At 73.1% G+C, this 14,815-nt stretch carries 15 protein-coding genes; 10 read left to right on the top strand and 5 right to left on the bottom strand.

What is annotated here, in order from left to right; all coding sequences use genetic code 11:
• The first annotated feature begins 142 nt into the window (after positions 1–142).
• Entirely contained in the window at positions 143–892 is a 750-nt protein-coding gene (locus T328_RS10105) for an AfsR/SARP family transcriptional regulator (protein WP_496495600.1), read from the top strand.
• On the opposite strand, the gene T328_RS10100 is transcribed toward T328_RS10105, so the two are convergent.
• The 4 genes from T328_RS10100 to T328_RS10085 are packed head-to-tail and all read right to left on the bottom strand — an operon-like array spanning position 861 to position 4,353.
• Complete coding sequence (locus tag T328_RS10100) at positions 861–1,457, bottom strand: MauE/DoxX family redox-associated membrane protein (RefSeq protein ID WP_496495599.1); 597 nt, start codon at positions 1,455–1,457, stop codon at positions 861–863. The two genes, T328_RS10105 and T328_RS10100, sit on opposite strands and share 32 nt — an antisense overlap.
• A 30-nt stretch (positions 1,458–1,487) precedes the next feature.
• Positions 1,488–1,913, bottom strand: a complete 426-nt coding sequence (locus T328_RS10095; protein ID WP_496495598.1) for a S26 family signal peptidase — start codon at positions 1,911–1,913, stop codon at positions 1,488–1,490.
• A complete protein-coding gene (locus T328_RS10090; protein WP_496495597.1) occupies positions 1,910–3,817 on the bottom strand; it encodes an ABC transporter ATP-binding protein in 1,908 nt (635 codons plus the stop codon). Before T328_RS10090 ends, T328_RS10095 begins: the two co-directional genes overlap by 4 nt.
• The gene (locus tag T328_RS10085) at positions 3,814–4,353 is read right to left on the bottom strand and encodes a thioredoxin domain-containing protein (RefSeq protein WP_496495596.1); all 540 of its coding nucleotides are present in this window, start codon (positions 4,351–4,353) and stop codon (positions 3,814–3,816) included. The genes T328_RS10090 and T328_RS10085 overlap by 4 nt, the downstream gene beginning before the upstream one ends.
• 151 nt (positions 4,354–4,504) lie before the next feature.
• On the opposite strand from T328_RS10085, the gene T328_RS10080 reads away from it, so the two are divergent.
• The 4 genes from T328_RS10080 (at position 4,505) to T328_RS10065 (ending at position 7,400) form a co-directional block, all read left to right on the top strand.
• The gene (locus T328_RS10080) at positions 4,505–4,705 is read left to right on the top strand and encodes a hypothetical protein (protein WP_496495595.1); all 201 of its coding nucleotides are present in this window, start codon (positions 4,505–4,507) and stop codon (positions 4,703–4,705) included.
• A gap of 43 nt (positions 4,706–4,748) precedes the next feature.
• Positions 4,749–4,949 carry a hypothetical protein gene (locus T328_RS10075; protein ID WP_496495594.1) on the top strand — a complete coding sequence of 67 codons (201 nt, stop codon included), beginning with the start codon at positions 4,749–4,751 and terminating at the stop codon, positions 4,947–4,949.
• 252 nt (positions 4,950–5,201) lie between these two features.
• Positions 5,202–6,062, top strand: coding sequence for an ABC transporter ATP-binding protein (locus T328_RS10070; protein WP_496495593.1), 861 nt, complete (start codon positions 5,202–5,204; stop codon positions 6,060–6,062).
• A 3-nt stretch (positions 6,063–6,065) separates the two neighbouring features.
• Positions 6,066–7,400 carry an ABC transporter permease gene (locus T328_RS10065; RefSeq protein ID WP_496495592.1) on the top strand — a complete coding sequence of 445 codons (1,335 nt, stop codon included), beginning with the start codon at positions 6,066–6,068 and terminating at the stop codon, positions 7,398–7,400.
• A gap of 138 nt (positions 7,401–7,538) precedes the next feature.
• On the opposite strand, the gene T328_RS10060 is transcribed toward T328_RS10065, so the two are convergent.
• On the bottom strand, positions 7,539–8,300 hold the full coding sequence (locus T328_RS10060) for a MerR family transcriptional regulator (protein WP_496495591.1): 762 nt from the start codon (positions 8,298–8,300) through the stop codon (positions 7,539–7,541).
• 178 nt (positions 8,301–8,478) lie between these two features.
• Between T328_RS10060 and mgtE the strand changes: the two genes are divergently transcribed.
• From mgtE to T328_RS10035, 5 genes are all read left to right on the top strand, one after another.
• Positions 8,479–9,813 (top strand): magnesium transporter, encoded by a 1,335-nt coding sequence (mgtE, locus tag T328_RS10055; protein WP_496495590.1) that lies wholly within the window; start codon positions 8,479–8,481, stop codon positions 9,811–9,813.
• Between the two features lie 391 nt (positions 9,814–10,204).
• Complete coding sequence (locus T328_RS10050) at positions 10,205–10,957, top strand: GntR family transcriptional regulator (RefSeq protein WP_496495589.1); 753 nt, start codon at positions 10,205–10,207, stop codon at positions 10,955–10,957.
• A 212-nt stretch (positions 10,958–11,169) separates the two neighbouring features.
• A complete protein-coding gene (locus T328_RS10045) occupies positions 11,170–11,361 on the top strand; it encodes an SPOR domain-containing protein (RefSeq protein WP_496495588.1) in 192 nt (63 codons plus the stop codon).
• 101 nt (positions 11,362–11,462) lie between these two features.
• Positions 11,463–11,960, top strand: a complete 498-nt coding sequence (locus tag T328_RS10040) for an ATP-binding protein (protein ID WP_496495587.1) — start codon at positions 11,463–11,465, stop codon at positions 11,958–11,960.
• Between the two features lie 218 nt (positions 11,961–12,178).
• Positions 12,179–14,686 (top strand): SpoIIE family protein phosphatase, encoded by a 2,508-nt coding sequence (locus tag T328_RS10035; RefSeq protein WP_496495586.1) that lies wholly within the window; start codon positions 12,179–12,181, stop codon positions 14,684–14,686.
• Positions 14,687–14,815: the final 129 nt, after the last annotated feature.

Here is a 14,815-nt window from a genome sequence, read left to right as displayed (position 1 = left end):
GTAAACCTTGACAAGGACCTGAGCAAAACCTGGCACGCCTCGGCAGGGTCTTCACATACCCCGTGGCCTGCTGTTAGCTACCGAGCACTCGCGCATGCCGTATCCCACACCCAGGAATGTCGTCCCAGGACCGGGAGAAGTCTTGTCTCGAAACCGGTTTACCGTTCGACTGCTCGGCACCTTCGAGGTGGCCCGTGACGGCGGTGCCCCCGTCCGGCTGTGGCCGAAACCCCGGGCGCTGCTGGCCCAGTTGCTGGTGGCCGACGCGCCGGTGCCGATGCGGCGGATCGTCGCCGAGCTGTGGCCGGGCGAGGCGCCGGAGTCCGCCACCGTCAACGTACGCGGTTACGTCCACCTCATCCGCCGGGCCCTCGGCCCGGAGGTGGTGCAGACCTTGCACGACGGTGTGTACGCGGTGCGGCTGCCCGAGGCCCGGGTGGACTACCGGATGTTCCTCGACCTGCTGGACCGGTCTCGGGCGACAGACGTCCCGCACGAGCGGATGATCCTCCTCAAGCAGGCTCTTGCTCTCTGCGACGGGCCGGTCCTCAGCGACGTCCCGCACGGTCCGATGCTGGGGAACTGGGTGGCATCCGTGCGAGACCACCGGCGGCGGGCCCTCCTCGATCTCGCTGAACTGCTCATCCACGGCGGCCGGTGCGACGACGCCCAGCGCCTGCTGCGGGGCCATCTGCTGGAGCACGCGGGCGACGAGGCCGTGTACCTGCTGCTCATGCAGGCGCTGTACACCGCGGGAGACGGCGGTGCCGCGCTGGCCGTCTACCGGCAGGCGTACCGCGAACTCGCCCGGATCGGCATGCTGCCGGGGCCGCGGCTGTCGGCCTTGCACAACGCCGTCCTCAATCACCATCCGCTGCCCGCCGGGTCCTGACGACGGGGCGCGGCGCGGCCGGGCGTGGCGCGGGCGGGGGCGTGAAGAGCGAGAGGAGGTCATCGAAGCGAATGACGAGCAGGGCACAGAACAGCCCTCCGGCCACCGCCGAGATCGCCGCGGCGGCGCTGTCCGCATCCCCTGAGCCGAGCGCGTTCGCCGCCAGCCCGGTCACGGCGAGGACGGCCAGCACGACGTTGCGCACGAGATGCGGCCTGCCCAACGGGGCGGTGCCGGCGCCGAAGCAGCGGCACAGCACGTGGCCACCTCTCCGCTCCTGCCGGCTGATCGCGACAGCCAGCATCAGGAGAACTCCGGCGGCCAGCGCCATTCCCGCGGGAACCGCGGAGGGCACGGCGACCAGCAGCACGATGGCGGCCTCGCAGACCAGGTAGGCGGTACCCAGCGGGCGACGGCGGGGGCGGAGACCGGCAGGCAGCAGCGCCCCTGTCGTCTCCACGAACTCCCGGAAGTCCGCCGGGCGGAGCTTCGACACCAACGCCGTGGCGAAGACCACGCCCAGGAGCACCCGGATGGCGAGATCGAGATACTGGCCGGCAGGCACGTGCGCCTCCTCCTGATGAGATGGTCCGAACTAGCGAGACGGTCCGAGGTGGCGGAGCACGACGCCGTACACGCTCGACAGCGGCTGCGGGCCCAGCTGGCGGGAGTCGAGGCTGTCCGCGCGGTTGTCCCCGAGCACGACGAAACGACCGGGCGGCACGCGAGCGCTCCCGGCCGACGCCATCTCGTCGGGCACCGCGTCACCGGGCAGCGCCGCCACCCGCTTGATCTTCAGCGTCCTGCCGAGCCCACTGTCGGCACCGAAGACGACCACGTCGCCGACCCGCAGCCGCCGCCCGCCGCGGCGGCGGGCGAGCACCCGGTCGCCGTCGGCGTAGGCGGGCAGCATGCTGGGGCCGACGATGGAGACGACCCGGTAGCTGCGGCGGAGCCACCAGACGCCGAGCGACGTCGCCGCGAGCACGGCGCCACCGGCCAGCGGCCACGCCGCCGTCACGGTCGCACCGGTTCCGCGTATCCGGCGGCCTGCAGGGAGAACAGCTCGGCGTAGCTCCCCGCGGCCCGCATCAGGGCGTCGTGGTCGCCGAGTTCGCTGATGCGGCCTTCCCGCAGCACGGCGATCTGATCGGCGTCGCGGGTGGTGTTGAGGCGGTGGGAGATCAGCACGCTGGTCCGGCCCTCCCGGTGCTCCCGCAGCCGGGAGTGGATGGTGTGCTCCGCCTCCGCGTCCAGGCCGGAGCTGGGCTCGTCGAGGATCAGCAGGTCGCGTCCGGCGCGGAAGAGCCCACGGGCGATGGCCACCCGCTGGCCCTGCCCGCCGGACAGGAAGACCCCGGTTGCCGGGTCGTCCCGGTCGGCGTTGTCCACGAACATCCGGGTGAGCATGGTGTCGTAGCCGTGCGGCAGCCGGGAGAGGTCGTCGTGGACCTGCGCCGCGCGGGCAGCCGCGACGATGCGGGCGCGGTCCTCGCGGTGTGGTATGTCCCCCAGGCCGATGTTCTCGGCGGCTGGCAGTTCGAGTTGCAGGTAGTCCTGGAAGACCGCGGAGATCCTGTTCCGCAGCTGGTCCGGATCCGTCTCCCGCAGGTCGACGCCGTCCCAGGTGATGCTGCCGCGAGTGGGGTCGTACAGCCGGCACAGCAGCTTGACGATGGTGCTCTTGCCGGAGCCGTTGGGTCCGACCAGCGCCAGGCTCCGCCCGGCGGGGATGGTGAGATCGACGCCGCGCAGGATCCACGGCTGGTCGTCGGTGTAGCGGAACCAGACGTCCCGCAGGACGATGCCGCTGCGCAGCGGCGGCACGGCCGCGGCCGGGGCGGGCACGGCCAGGTCCGCGGGCACGGCGGAGGCCACTTGGTAGTGGTCGAACTCCAGCATGCTCTGGTGCACGTTGCCCAGCTGCCCGATGAGTTCGGAGAGGCCGGCCTGCACGCCGGCCACGGCGGCGACGAACACGGTGACGTCGCCCACGGACATGTCACCGTGCCGGGCGCGGCCGATCGCCCACACCAGGCCCGCGCCCGCGGTGGCGGCGCCCAGCAGCATCAGTGACGTCTGCAGGACGAGTTCACGCCGGTCCAGCGCGCGTTCGGCGGCGTTGGCCGCCCGCAGTTCGTCGCCCATCCGGGTCCGGAAGAGGCGGCCGAGACCGAGCAGCCGCACCTCCTTGCCGCTGTGGGGGTCCGTCAGGAGCGACTCGTAGAAGATGCGGCGGCGCTCGGCGGAGGAGAGCCGCCACAGCACCCGGGCACGGCGGCGGGAGACCGACAGCTCGACCAGCAGGGTCGGTATCGCGGCGGCGGCGAGCGCCGCCGCCAGCCACGGGCTGAGGTAGAGCACGGTGGCGAAGAACCCGGTGAGCGTCGCGGTGCTCTGCCCGACCCCGGAGGCGCCCGCGATGAGTTGCCCCGGCGCGACGCTGCCGGTCCCGCCGGCGATCCGTACGCGATCGTGGAACCAGGGGTTCTCCAGCGTCGACAGGCCCTTGAGCCGCTCATCGAGCCCGGCGAAGAGGCGCTCCTGCGCCAACAGCTGCATGCGGCGGCGCGATTCGGCCTGGAGATAGCCGATCACCCGGGGAGTGAGGCTCAGCACGCCCGCGGCCGTCGCCAGGCCCAGCGCGGGCCACAGCAGCGACCCGGTGCCGCCCTCGGCCAGCGAGTCCAGCACCACCTTGGTCAGCCAGGTGACCGCCACGGGAAGGACGCCGACGAGCAGCGTGAGCGCAACGTGTCCGACCGTGGCGACAGGCGCCGCGGCAAGCGCCAGGGCTACGGCGGCCTTGAGATGCCCGGCCGCCAGCCGCGGCGTGAGCCGCACCGGATCCCGGGGGCTCGGTGCGGCCTTCGCCGCCCCGTTCTCCCCGGCAGCCACCGTGTCCTTCCGCTGCCGACGGGTCATGCGCGGGTCGACGCCTGCACGACCTCGGCGTTCTCGTTCCGTGCCACGGCGCCGGAGGCGTCCAGGCGGTACAGCGTCGGATAGTTCATGGACCGGAACGCGGTGTGCACCACCCCTTCGTTGCGCTCCGCGACCACCCGCGCCACCGGGCTCAGCCGCTCGGCCATCTCCTCCCAGCCCTCGTCCGAGAGCAGCACGGCCAGGGCAGGTGTCCCGGGGTCCGCGGCGGCAGCCTCGACGAACCGCGGCAGCCACTCCTTGCAGGGCTCGCACCAGGGGGCGAAGAAGCCCACCAGGGCGCCGTCGGCATCGCTGAGGAAGCCTTCGTCCAGGGGCCCGTCCTCGGTGTCCACGGTCGCGAAGGCATCGGGGCGGTCCCCGATCTCCAGTGTGGCGGGCGCCATCGCCCCGGTCCCGGCCAGTCCGCTGAGGCGTTCCTCGTGCTCCCGGAGCCGCCGGACGACCGCCATGGTGAACGCCAGGTTGGCCACGGCCACCACGCCGACGACGGCCAGGAGGGAGGCGATGACAGGCATAGGACGGGATCCCTTCCGCAGACCACCGAGTTCGGCGAGCAGATTAGGCGGGCCCGCGTACAGGTGGTGTACAGGGATCCCTGTACACCACCTGTACGCGCTGTGCGTCATTTTGGGGGCGCTGGTTGTGGACGAGGACAAGGAGTGCAAAGTGAGAATTGCCGCCAGGGCTGTCGTCACCGTCGCCCTCATCGGCGGTGCCATGTTCGGTACAGCATCGCTGGCAAGCGCCGTATGCATGCCCACCGACGTCACCCCGCTGGGGCACAGCGACGACAAGCTGGTTGCTCCGCTGGGGCACTCGGACGACAAGTTGGTAGCGCCGCTGGGGCACAGCGACGACAAGAAGTGACGTCCGTGACCGTGCCGACATCAGCCGGAAGGAACCGACACCGATGAAGAAGATCTTCGAAGCTCTCGGCGACCGTATGCTCGCCCGGGTGGTCCCCAAGTCCGAGGCGCACGCGGAGGACTGCCGCAACTGCGCGCCCTTCAGGAACTGCGGCATATCGTGCAGCGGCAACTATGCGTACGTCTACTGCCGCTTGCCTGGCGGGTGTACCTACACTCGCACCTGCTACGGCGGCTATTGCTGACGAGCCCCGTCTCCGCGGGGGGCGCAGGAACCGTGGCCCCATCGCCACGTACGCCTCCCGCGGCGCCGTCGGCGGTGGCCAGCGGCCAGAGCAGGAAAACCCCGGAGACGCCGGTGAAAGCCGGGCTCGCGCGCCGGGGGTGTACGTAACACCACCCCGCATTGGGGTCGTGCGCCCAGTGTCCGCGCCCGTCACCGTCCGTAGCTTCGTTGTCAGGCACAGGGAGTGCCGGGATAACGAGGGGTGAAGACGATGTTCGGACGCAACGAGCGCCGCGGGACCACGGGTCCCGTCGCCGGCGGCGCGCCGCACGAGGCGCTGCGACTGGTCAAGGTGACCAAGGTCTACGGCTCCGGGGGCGCCGAGGAGGCGGCCGTCACCGCGCTCGACGGGGTGACGCTGAGCCTGCCGGCCGGGTCGTTCACCGCCGTGATGGGGCCCTCCGGCTCCGGGAAGTCGACGCTGCTGCAGTGTGCCGCGGGCCTGGACCGGCCGGACAGCGGCGTGGTCATGGTCGACGGCGCGGAGATGACCGGGGGCAGCGAGACGGAGCTGACGAAGTTCCGCCGCGAGCGGATCGGGTTCGTCTTCCAGCAGTACAACCTGCTGCCCACGCTGAACGTCGCGCAGAACACCGTGCTGCCGCTGAAGCTCGCCGGCCGCCGCGTGGACCGCGCCCGGGTCCGCGAGGTGCTGGCCCGCGTCGGCCTCGCCGACCGGATGCGGCACCGGCCCGACCAGCTCTCCGGCGGCCAGCGGCAGCGCGTCGCCATCGCCCGGGCGCTCGTCGCCGCGCCGAGCGTGGTCTTCGCCGACGAGCCGACCGGCGCGCTCGACACCCGCAGCGCCCGCGACGTGCTGGGCCTGCTGCAGGAGACCGTGCGCGTCGACCGCCGCACGGTGGTGATGGTGACGCACGACCCCGTGGCCGCCTCGTACGCGGACTCGGTCCTGTTCCTGGCCGACGGCCGGCTGGTGGGGCAGCTGAACGCCCCGACCGCCGACGCCGTCGCGGAGCGGATGACGCACCTCGGCGACGTGTACGAGGGCGGCGGCGCCCCGCACAGCACCCGGCAGCCCGCCGCCCACCACACCGCGCCGATGGGGGTCTGACCGATGTTCTCGCTGGCCATGCGCTCGATCCGGCAGCGGCCCGGCCGCTTCGCCGCCACGCTGCTGTCCGCCTTCCTCGGCGCGACGATCATCATGATGTTCAACTCGCTGCTCGACACCGCGGGCGCCGAGGGTGTCGACGACACCAGCTCGGAGTCGCTCTCCACGGCCGCCATGGTCGTCGGCGGCTACGGCTCGCTGCTGGTGTTCTTCGCCGTCGCCTCCACCCTCACGGTGGCCGTACGGCAGCGCACCACCGAGATCGACCTGCTGCGCTCCACCGGCGCGACGCCGGGGCAGATCACCAGGATGATCGTCGGCGAGTCGGCGGTCGTCGCCCTCGTCGGGTCGCTGCTGGCGATCGTGCCCGGCATGATCGGCGGGCGGATCCTGCTGGACATGTTCCAGGACAGCGGGCAGGTCGCGGACGACGTGGACCACGTCTTCGGCACCGTCGCGCTGATGTCCGGCGTCGACATCACGCTGCTGGCCTCGGTCGGCGCCGCGTTCCTCGCGGTGCGGCGGGCCAACAAGGCGCGCGAGCAGCGCGCCCCGCGGCGCCGGCTGCGCACCTGGGGCGGCTTCGCCGCGCTGGGCCTGGGCGCGGTCCTGTGCCTGACCGGCTTCGCCATGGGCGACGCGGGCCCGGAGGCCATGGGCCCGCCGGCGTACGGGGCGATCCTGCTGTCGGTCGGCTTCGCGGCCTTCTCGCCGGCGCTGCTCGGCGGGCTGCTGCGGCTCACCGGCGGGCTCCTGACGGTGTTCGGCGGCGGCAGCGGCTACCTGACGGTGCACGGGCTGCGGCAGCGGGCCGCGCAGCTGTCCGGGGTGCTGATGCCGATGGTCCTCTTCGTGGGCATCTCGGTCGCGACGCTGTACATGCAGTCCGTCGAGAACGACCACATCGAGGCCGCCGGGCTGACGCAGTCGGTCGACGACAAGAACCTGGAGACGCTGAACTTCGTGGTCGTCGGGATCATCGCGGTCTTCGCCTGCGTCATGCTGATCAACACGCTGTACGCGGCGACCTCGTACCGCAGCCGCGAGTTCGGCCAGCAGCGGCTGGCGGGCGCGACGCCCGGCCAGGTGCTGGCGGGGGTCGGCCTGGAGGGGCTGCTGCTGACGGTGACCGGGGTGTTCTTCGGGACGCTGGCGGCGGTGGCCGGGATCGTGCCCTTCACGGTGGCGCGTACGGACGACGTCCTGCCCCAGGCCGGGTACGGGATCTGGGCGGCGGTCGCCGGGGTGGCGGTGGCGGCGACGATGGTCACCGCGCTGGGCACCACCCGGCGGGTGCTGCGGACGCCGGCGGTCGAGACGGTCGCGCTGGCGGCGTGAGGGGGCGTACGGAAGGGCCCGTCGACGGGGTCGACGGGCCCTTCGGCGTGGGTACGACGGCCGGGCGAGCGGCACGGGCGTACGGGCGCGACCCGGGCGCCGGGCGTACCGGCCCACCCCGTACGGGCGTTGCCCCCGCTACGCCAGGTTGCGGTCCGCGTACACCCGCATCGCGTCCCGTACGAAGACCGCCGTGCCCTCCCTGTGCGCGTCGTAGTTCGCGGTGAACCGCGGGTCGTCCACGTACATCTGCCCCAGCCCCGCGAACGCCTCCGCCGACGGCCCCTGCCCCTGCCAGCCCGCGCTGATCCACTCGTACTGGCGCCGGGTGATCTCCTGCACCGCCGCGCCGTCCGGCGCCTCGCCGGCGGCGTGCGCCGCGGCGAAGTCGCCGGCGATGTCCCGCTGGCGGCGCTGGAACTCGTCCCGCTCCGCCGCGCTCAGCGAGCGCCACCAGCGGTCGCCCCGCTCGTACGCCGCCTTCCCCCAGCGCCGCGTGACCTCCTCCTCGTACCGGGTGTGGTCGAATCCGTCGAGCACCTCGTCCGCCATGAGCGGCTCACCTTCCCTCAGTTTCCGCAGTGTGGTCTTCACCGACGCGATCTGCCGGCCGATGCGCCGCCGCTCCTGCACCAGCAGCTCCAGGTGCGTGTCGAGCGCGGCGGCGGCGTCCTCGGGGCCGCGGTCGCCGTCGAGCACCTCGGCGATGGCCGGGAGGCCGAGGCCGAGCTCGCGGAGCAGCAGGATGCGCTGCAGCCGTACGAGGGCGTGCTCGTCGTAGTAGCGGTAGCCGTTGGCCGCGAGGCGACTGGGGCGGAGCAGCCCCACCTCGCCGTAGTGGCGCAGGGTGCGGCTGGTGGTGCCCGCGGTGCGGGCGATCTCCTGGATGGACCACTCCATGGCGTTGCTCGCTCCTCGGTCCGGTCGGACGGCCGGTGAGGTCTCACCGTAGAAGTTGACGTTACGTCAAGGTCAAGCGCGTAGTCCCCGAACGTGTGCGGCACGTCCCTGCTCAGCGCGGTAATCGGCACGATCTAGGGTGAAGCCGACAGCGACGGGTGCGGCGGGAGGTACGGGCATGACCGCGGACGTCGACCTCGGCGACCTCCTCGACGGCAACGACGTCGCCGGCCTGCAGCAGTGGCTCGCCGACCACCCCGCGCACGTCGTCGCCGACGAACTCGCCCGCGCCGACGAGGTCACGGCCGTCTTCTGCTTCCGGCTGCTGGAGAAGGACCGCGCGGTCGAGGTCTTCGAGGAGCTGCGCGCCGGCGACCAGCAGAAGATCCTCGAAGGGCTGCGCGACCAGACCTTCCGGCACGTCGTCGAGGAGATGGCCCCCGACGACCGTGCCCGGCTGCTCGGCGAGGCGCCCGCCAACTTCGCCCAGCGCGTGCTGGCCGGCCTCAGCCCGCGCGAGCGCGCCCTGACCGCCCCGCTGCTCGGCTACGAACAGGACGCCGTCGGCCGGTACATGTCGCCGGAGCTGGTGCTGCTCAAGGAGCGCTCCACGGTCGCCGAGGCGCTGGAACGGGTGCGCGGCACCGGAGCGGACGCCGAGACCGTCTACACGCTGCCGGTCGTGGACGACCGCCGGCACCTGGTCGGCGTCGCCTCCCTGCGGGACGTGGTGCTGGCCCCGCCGGCGCGCCCGCTCATCGAGCTGGTGGACACCGAGTTCCCGCGGGTCTACGCCACGGACGACGCCGAGACCGCCGCCCGCCTGATGCAGGAGGCCAACCTCCTCGGCCTGCCCGTCGTGGACAGCGAGGAGCGGGTCGTCGGCATCCTGACGGTCGACGACGCGATCGAGCTGATCGAGGAGGCGGACACCGAGGACGTGGCGCGGCTGTCCGGCGCCGAGCCGGTCGAGGGCCACTACCTGTCGGTCGGGGTCTTCCGGCTAGCCCGCGCGCGCATCGTCTGGCTGTTCCTCCTCATCCTCGCCGCCACCCTCACCGCCGGCGTGCTGCAGGCGTTCGAGGGGGAGCTGGCGGAGGTGACCGCGCTGGCGGTGTTCATCCCGCTGCTCGTCGGTACCGGCGGAAACGTCGGCGCCCAGGCCGCGACGGCCGCGGTGCGCGCGATCGCGGTCGGTGAGCTGCGGCCCGGCGACGTGGCCCGGGTGGCGTGGCGGGAGTGCCGGGTGGGCTTCCTGCTGGGCGTCGGGCTCGGCGTCGTGGGCATGGTGCTGGCGACGATCATGACCGACGGCCGGATCGCGCTGACCGTGTCGCTGTCCCTGGTGGTGATCTGCTCCTGGGCGGCGGTGGTGGGCTCCGTGATGCCGCTACTGGCCCGGCAGGCGGGGATCGACCCGGCGGTGATCTCGGCCCCGCTGGTGACCACGCTGGTCGACGCGACGGGGCTGGTGATCTACTTCCTCCTCGCCCGCGCGGTGCTGGGTCTGTAGGGCCCGTCGTACGCGATGGCGTCCCGCCGGGTGGTGTAGCCGGTCAATGGACCGGAACGTGCAGGTCACGTCGGCGCTTCGACCGGCCGGGGCACTCCCTCCCGGCGCCTGACCGGGCCATTTCGCGTGGGGCGCCCAGGGAGAGGTCGCCGCGAGCCAGGCACCGGAGGGCGAAGCTCGTGATCGCTTACACCGCCTCGCGGGACGCGACCTCGTACGCCCGGCGTGCCCCGGCGTACGCCGGTCGCCGAACGCGCCCCGTAAAGCTCTCCCCTGAGGTTGCGGGCCGGGCCGCCGGTTGCCAGGCTTTCGCGCGTGTTCAGACCGGAACGGTGCAGGCCGGGGACGGCGTGGGCCGGGACGGCGACCGCATCGACGAGGGTGAGAAACGGTGCCTCTAGGTGAGCAGCCCGCCTATCTCCGGGTCGCCGCGGATCTGCGCCGGAAGATCGCCAGCGGCGAACTGCCCCCGCACGCGCGGCTTCCCTCCCAGGCCCGCATCCGCCGGCTGTACGGGGTCTCCGACACCGTCGCGCTGGAGGCGCGCAAGGTGCTGATGGCGGAAGGGCTGGTCGAGGGCCGGTCCGGGTCCGGTACGTACGTCCGCCCGCGGCCCGAGCCGCAGCGGCTGGTCCGTACCGGCTACCGCGGCCTCGGCGACCTCACCCCCTTCCGCCAGGAGCAGGCCGACGAGTCGGTCGCCGGCTCCTGGGAGTCGCGCAGCGCGCAGGAGCCCGCCGGCGGAGGCGTCGCGGTCCGGCTGCACGTGGCCGCGGGCGAACCGGTGATGCGCACCCGCTACGTCTTCCGCTCGGCCGGCGAGCCCGTGCTGCTGTCCACCTCCTGGGAGCCGCTGGCCCTCACCGGCCGTACGCCCGTGATGCTGCCCGAGGAGGGGCCGCTCGCCGGGCGCGGGGTGGTGGAGCGGATGGCGGCGATCGACGTCGTCGTGGACAACGTCGTGGAGGAAGTCGGCACCCGCCCCGGGCTGGCCGACGAGACGCAGGCGCTGGGTGCGGTGCCGGGGCAGCCGGTGCTGTGTGTCCAGCGGACGTTCTACGCCTCGGGGCGGGCGGTCGAGACGGCGGATGTGATCATTCCGGCCGACCGCTACCGCGTCAGCTACCACCTGCCCGTCAAGTAGCCCGGCCCGGGACCGCCCTCGCGCGCCCCGCCCCGGGCTCTTCTCCGGTTCCCCGATTCGAACTTCCGGCCGGGAAGTGCCCTTCTTGTGAAAAGCCGTATGCGGGGAGTGAATACCGGGCGTAAGCTCTGGCATATTCGGCAGGCAAGCAGGGTGCCCGGGCGAAGGCCGTCGGGTGTGCCCTGGGCAGACATTTCCTGGGGGTGGGGCTTATGGGCGACAGCGGCGCCGCACGCCCGTGGGTCGTCGTCCGCGAGGACGGGAACGGGAACCGCTACCGCGTCGGGCGCTACGCCACGCGCGCCGAGGCCGAGAAAGTGGTCTCCCGTTTCGGGCCGGCGGAGCAGCGGCAGATATACCGCGTGGAGCGCGTCGGCGGCGGGGACGCCGCCAACTCCGCGTAGCTCCGCGCGCGTAGGTGATATTTCGTCCCGAAATGGGTATATACCTACTACTCCCGTCACGTCGGGCAAATCCGACAGAACTCCGCTGGGATGTGGTAGGCGTGAGCAACCCCCCGTTCCTGCGCCACGCCGCGGTGACGCCTCTTTCTCCCGTTTCCCCTCTCGCTGCTCCCGCTCCGCTCTCCGGTGCTGCCGGTCATGCCGGTCCTGTCGGCCCCGCCGAGTGGAGCTTCCCCGACGACCCCGGCTGCGTCCGCACCGCCCGCGCCGTCGTCCGCGAAACCCTGCACACCTGGCATCTCGACCCCGTGAGCGACATCGCCGTCCTGCTCGTCAGCGAGCTGGTCACCAACTCCCTGCGGCACGCCCCCGGCCCCGTCGGCCTGCGCCTGCGCCCCGTCGGCGGGCCCGGCGCGGGCGGCGGCGTGCGCGTCGAGGTGTCCGACACGCTGCCGGTGCCGCCGCGGGTGCGTACCGCCGCGCCGGACGAGGAAGGCGGCCGTGGCCTGCAGCTCGTCGCCAGCGTCGCGCTGCGCTGGGGGACCGAGCGCGGGGGAACGGGCAAGACGGTGTGGTTCGAGCTGGGGCCTGCTGGTTAGAACGTACGGGGGAGGGCTTCATCGGCGTACGGAAGGGGGCTGGGCGGGGGCGTAGCGCCGGGTGCCGAGCGGGCACCACTTCGCAGACGCAGCGGTGACGGGGCCGGGAGCGGTGGGGTGTTCCGAACCCGTGACCCGACGACCATGTTCCGGATACGGGTCTTCCCGCATACTCTGCGGTGCGTACCCGGTGCAGGATCAGCAAAGGGGGCGGTCGCGTGGAGGCACCGTTCTGGCAGAGCAGTCCGCCGGGCTCTATCTACGACCACATCCAGGTGGCCTCCTTCGCCCTGGACGCGGACGGGCGCATCGAGCAGTGGAGCGCCCGCGCCGAGGAACTCCTCGGCGTCTCCGCCGCCGAGGTGCTGGGCCGCGACGCCGCCGAAGCGCTGGTTCCGGAGGAGCTGCGGGCGGACGTGGGGGCGAAGGTCGCGGAGATCCTCGACGGGCGGGAGTGGACCGGTCTGCTGCCGTACCGCAGACCGGCCGCGAGGGACGCGACCGGCGCCGTGCACCCCGCCGTCGACGGCATCGCCGAGCTGTACGTCATGCCCACCACCGGCGTCGGCGGCGCCCGCGGCGCGCTGTGCGTCGCCGTCGACGCGTACGCGCTGCGCCGTATCGAGACCGACCTCGCCGCCTCGCAGGCCGTTTTCGGCCAAGCCCCGATGGGCTTCCTGCTGTTCGGCACCGATCTGCGGCTCGTACGCGTCAACGACCGCTTCGCCGCCGCCTTCGGCGGCACCGTCGCCTCGCACGCCGGCCGTACCCCCCGCGACTACCTCCCGCGCGCCGAGGCCGAGCGCGTGACCGCCGCCCTCAAGCAGGTCCTCGACACCGGCGAGCCCGTCACCGACATGCAGATCCTCGGGCCCGCCCCCGAGGAGCCGCCGGGCGGCGCCGCGTCCGCGCGGGAGGGGCAGGTGGGCAGCCTGCGGTGGTCGATATCGCTGTACCGGGTGCACAGCGGTACGGGCCGGCCCATGGGCGTCGCCGCCATCGCCGCCGACGTCACCGGCCGCCGCCGCGCCGAGAGCGAGGCCGCCAGCGCCCGCCGCAACCTCGCGCTGCTCAACGAGGCCGGCGCCCGCATCGGCAACTCGCTCGACCTGGAGACCACCGCCCGCGAACTGCTCGGCGTCACCGTCCCGCAGTTCTGCGACATGGCCTGCGTCGACGTCTACCAGAGCCTCCTCGACGGCGACGAGGGCCGCCCCGGCATCGCCGACGGCAGCGCCGAACTGCGCCGCGTCGCCTTCGCCAGCGCCGTCTCCGACGCCCCCGTGACCGCCGTCGGCTCCACCCACCGCTTCCCGTTCCACTCCCCGCACGCCGCCGCGCTGCGCACTGCGCAGGTGCGCCGGGTGCCGGGCGGCGACAGCGGGCTGGTGCAGACGACCCTCGCGGTGCCGCTCGTCGCCGGCGACACCGTCGTCGGGCTCGTCCAGTTCTCCCGCGCCCGCGGCAGCGAGGACTTCGGCGAACGCGACGCCGCGCTCGCCGCACAGCTCGCCGCCCGCGCAGCCGTCTGCATCGACAACGCCCGCCTCTACCGCCGCGAGCACTCCCGCGCCCTCATCCTCCAGCGCAGCCTGCTCCCGCCCGGCGACCCCGAGGCCGCCGGCCTCGACATCGCCTGCCGCTACCTGCCCGGGAACACCGCCACCGAGGTCGGCGGCGACTGGTTCGACGTCATCGAGCTGCCCGGCCACCGCACCGCCCTCATCGTCGGCGACGTCATGGGCCGCGGCCTGCGCGCCGCCGTCGCCATGGGCGAACTCCGCACCGCCGTACGCACCCTCGCCATGCTCGACCTGGAACCGGCCGAGGTGCTCGCCGCGCTCGACGAGATCGCCGCCGGCCTCGGCGGGGTCTCCGACGAGGTCTACCTCGCCACCTGCGTGTACGTCGTCTACGACGCGGTCACCCGGCGCTGCACCATCGCCAACGCAGGCCACCTGCCGCCGGTCGTCGTCGAGCCCGGCGAGCCGCCGCTGCTGCTGGAGGTGCCGACCGGGATGCCGCTGGGCGTCGGCGGCGAGCCGTTCGAGGAGGTCGAGGTCGAGCTGCCGGACGGCGCGCTGCTCGCGCTTTACACCGACGGCCTCGTAGAGTCCCGCGACCACGGCCTGGACGAGGGCCTGGACGAGTTCCGCAAGGCGCTCTCCGACCCCGCCCAGCTGCTGGAGGACGTCTGCGACCACGTGCTCGACACGCTCTACACCCGGCACGGAGAGGACGACATCGCCCTGTTGATGGCCCGTATCCACGGACTGCCCGCCGACACCGTCGGCGACTGGCTGCTGCCCGCGGAACCCCGCTCGGTCGCGCTCGCGCGCGAACACGCCCGTACGCAGCTCGCCGCCTGGCAGCTGGAGCCGCTGATCGACACCACCGAGCTGCTCGTCAGCGAGCTGGTGACGAACGCGCTCCGGCACGGCGAGGGCGGCCGCAGCGGCGGCGGCGAGCCGGAGATACGGCTCCGGCTGCTGCTGGACCGCACGCTGGTGTGCGAGGTGTGGGACAGCAACCTGGTCCAGCCGCGCCGCCGCCGCGCCCGGGACACCGACGAGGGCGGGCGGGGGCTGCAGTTGGTCAGCATGCTCAGCAACAACTGGGGCAGCAGGCGCACGCACCGGGGCAAGACGGTCTGGTACGAGCTGGCGCTGCCGGGCAGCGGCCCGCGGGCGGAACCGGACGCGGAAGCGCTGCTGTCGGCGTACTGAGTGCGGCGGCCCGGGGCGGCGCGGATGACGCGGGCGGCGCGAGCGGCGCGGACGGTGCGGGCGGGGACGGTGCGGGCGGTGCGGGCGGCCGGGCCGCTCAGGCCGCCGCCCGGTCTCCCTGGGGTGTCG

It is taken from the genome of Streptomyces sp. CNX435, assembly GCF_059570575.1.
This window is presented reverse-complemented; position numbering and strand designations above follow the sequence as displayed.

What these genes read in the sequence shown, in the direction of transcription:
- T328_RS10090 (WP_496495597.1), bottom strand. Translation starts at nt 3,817, where the DNA reads ATGACCCGTCGGCAGCGGAAGGACACGGTGGCTGCCGGGGAGAACGGG.
- T328_RS10085 (WP_496495596.1), bottom strand. Translation starts at nt 4,353, where the DNA reads ATGCCTGTCATCGCCTCCCTCCTGGCCGTCGTCGGCGTGGTGGCCGTG.
- T328_RS10075 (WP_496495594.1), top strand. Translation starts at nt 4,749, where the DNA reads ATGAAGAAGATCTTCGAAGCTCTCGGCGACCGTATGCTCGCCCGGGTG.
- T328_RS10070 (WP_496495593.1), top strand. Translation starts at nt 5,202, where the DNA reads ATGTTCGGACGCAACGAGCGCCGCGGGACCACGGGTCCCGTCGCCGGC.
- T328_RS10065 (WP_496495592.1), top strand. Translation starts at nt 6,066, where the DNA reads ATGTTCTCGCTGGCCATGCGCTCGATCCGGCAGCGGCCCGGCCGCTTC.
- T328_RS10060 (WP_496495591.1), bottom strand. Translation starts at nt 8,300, where the DNA reads ATGGAGTGGTCCATCCAGGAGATCGCCCGCACCGCGGGCACCACCAGC.
- mgtE (WP_496495590.1), top strand. Translation starts at nt 8,479, where the DNA reads ATGACCGCGGACGTCGACCTCGGCGACCTCCTCGACGGCAACGACGTC.
- T328_RS10045 (WP_496495588.1), top strand. Translation starts at nt 11,170, where the DNA reads ATGGGCGACAGCGGCGCCGCACGCCCGTGGGTCGTCGTCCGCGAGGAC.